Source organism: Pseudoalteromonas sp. SR45-5 (assembly GCF_014163565.1).
GTDB lineage: Bacteria > Pseudomonadota > Gammaproteobacteria > Enterobacterales > Alteromonadaceae > Pseudoalteromonas > Pseudoalteromonas distincta.
The window spans coordinates 1-1796 of the sequence record NZ_JACJDN010000734.1; the positions used below are offsets into that span (position 1 = coordinate 1).

Consider the following 1796-nt stretch of genomic DNA (forward strand, 5'->3'; position numbering starts at 1 on the left):
GGTTTTTAAAATGTTAATTAGAAGAAAATACTACTTAAAATTCATAAAATAAAAAAACTATTTATAAAGCATGCATCTATAAGGTGTTAAATATTCGCCGAAAGGTTATTTAGAGCTTATATTTACAGTACAGTTACATGTTGATATCACATTAATTTGCTAATGTTTTTACTAATTTACTCCTTAAGGTTTTTATATGTTTGGTATTTCTAAAAGAAACGCAAAAATTGAAGAAATGGAGCTTCAATTAATTCAAAAACAGTCTATCTTGTCGGCAATTAACAAGCATGTGGCTTATATAGAGTTTACACCTGAAGGAATAATATTAGACGCAAATCAGTTATTTCTAGCTACTGTAGGCTACAGCAAGGAGCAAATAATTGGCAAACATCATCGCATGTTTTGCGAACCTGAATATGCAAAGTCAGACGAATATAGCCAATTTTGGCAAGCATTAAAAACCGGAGATTCTAAATCAGGATCGTTTTTAAGATACAAAGCTAATGGCGATAAGCTTTGGCTTGAGGCAACTTACTTTCCTGTAGAAGAGCATGGCGTAGTCACTAAAGTGATTAAAATAGCCTCTGATATTACGACTAGCTATATACAACGAAAGGCACAAGAAGCCATAGCTAGTGCACTCGATAAAGCATTGGCTACAATAGAGTTTACCCCACAAGGTAATATTTTAAGCGCAAATCAAAACTTTTTAGCAACAGTAGGCTACAGCTTAAAAGATATTGTAGGTAAACATCATAAAATGTTTTGTACTGAAGTGTTTTATGAGAAAAACCCACACTTTTGGAATGAATTAGCGCAGGGGCAGTTTAAGTCAGGAAAATTTAAACGTATTGCCGCCGACGGTTCAGAAATTTGGCTAGAAGCTACTTATAACCCAATATTAGATAGCAAAGGTAATGTAATTAAAATAATTAAGTTTGCATCAAATATTACTGATCGTATACACAATAATAATGCAGTGACTGAAGCCGCTGCAATCGCGTATGAATCGGCGGTAGCTACAGCGCAAACCGCTAAAAAAGGTTCTGAGATACTACAAAGTTCTGTTGCAAACTCAGATGCCATTGTAAGCCAAGTTCTTAAGTCAGTTGATTTAATTAAAAATCTTAATGAACAATCAGCTGTAATAGGCTCCATTGTTTCTACAATCAGCAGCATTGCTGATCAAACTAATTTACTTGCACTCAATGCTGCTATTGAAGCTGCACGTGCTGGTGAATACGGTCGAGGTTTTGCTGTAGTAGCTGACGAAGTAAGGCAACTTGCAGCCAGTACGAGTAGTTCAACTAATGAAATAGCGACCGTTGTTAAAAATAACCAAGAGCTCACTAATGATATATCAAGGCAAATTACGTCGGTTTCAGACTCTTCAGAGCAAGGGCGAGAGCTTATTGCGAATGTATCTGAGGTTATTAAAGAGATTGAGCGAGGGGCTGATATTGTTTCTCAAACAGTCGCTGAGTTAAATGTATAGTACTTATCTTATTTATACCAATCTACAGTAATACTTAATGAACTTGGGAGACTAAACCTGACTTTGTTAAAAAATTCTGACATGTGTTTGCAAGAGTAATTACCTAGAGCAACTAAATAAAGAGGTTTTTTATTACATCATTGACCCAATTTATTATCTCAAAATTGACCTTTTAATTGTGTGATTCATAGAGATCGTTTCAATATACTATGACGCTATGAACAAAGAAATTAAACAACGTTTAAAGTGGATTGAGCTTTACGAAAAAACTAATAATGCGGGCCTAGTTTGTCGTCGGTGT

The 1796-nt window shown here is 34.9% G+C and carries 1 protein-coding gene; it reads left to right on the forward strand.

Going from position 1 to position 1796, the window contains the following annotated elements:
• Nucleotides 1–196: 196 nt before the first annotated feature.
• Nucleotides 197–1495 carry a PAS domain-containing methyl-accepting chemotaxis protein gene (locus H5072_RS18480; RefSeq protein WP_182694393.1) on the forward strand — a complete coding sequence of 433 codons (1299 nt, stop codon included), beginning with the start codon at nucleotides 197–199 and terminating at the stop codon, nucleotides 1493–1495.
• Nucleotides 1496–1796: the final 301 nt, after the last annotated feature.

Excerpts from the sequence above, each read along its gene's own strand:
- H5072_RS18480 (WP_182694393.1), top strand. The coding sequence starts at position 197 with ATGTTTGGTATTTCTAAAAGAAACGCAAAAATTGAAGAAATGGAGCTT.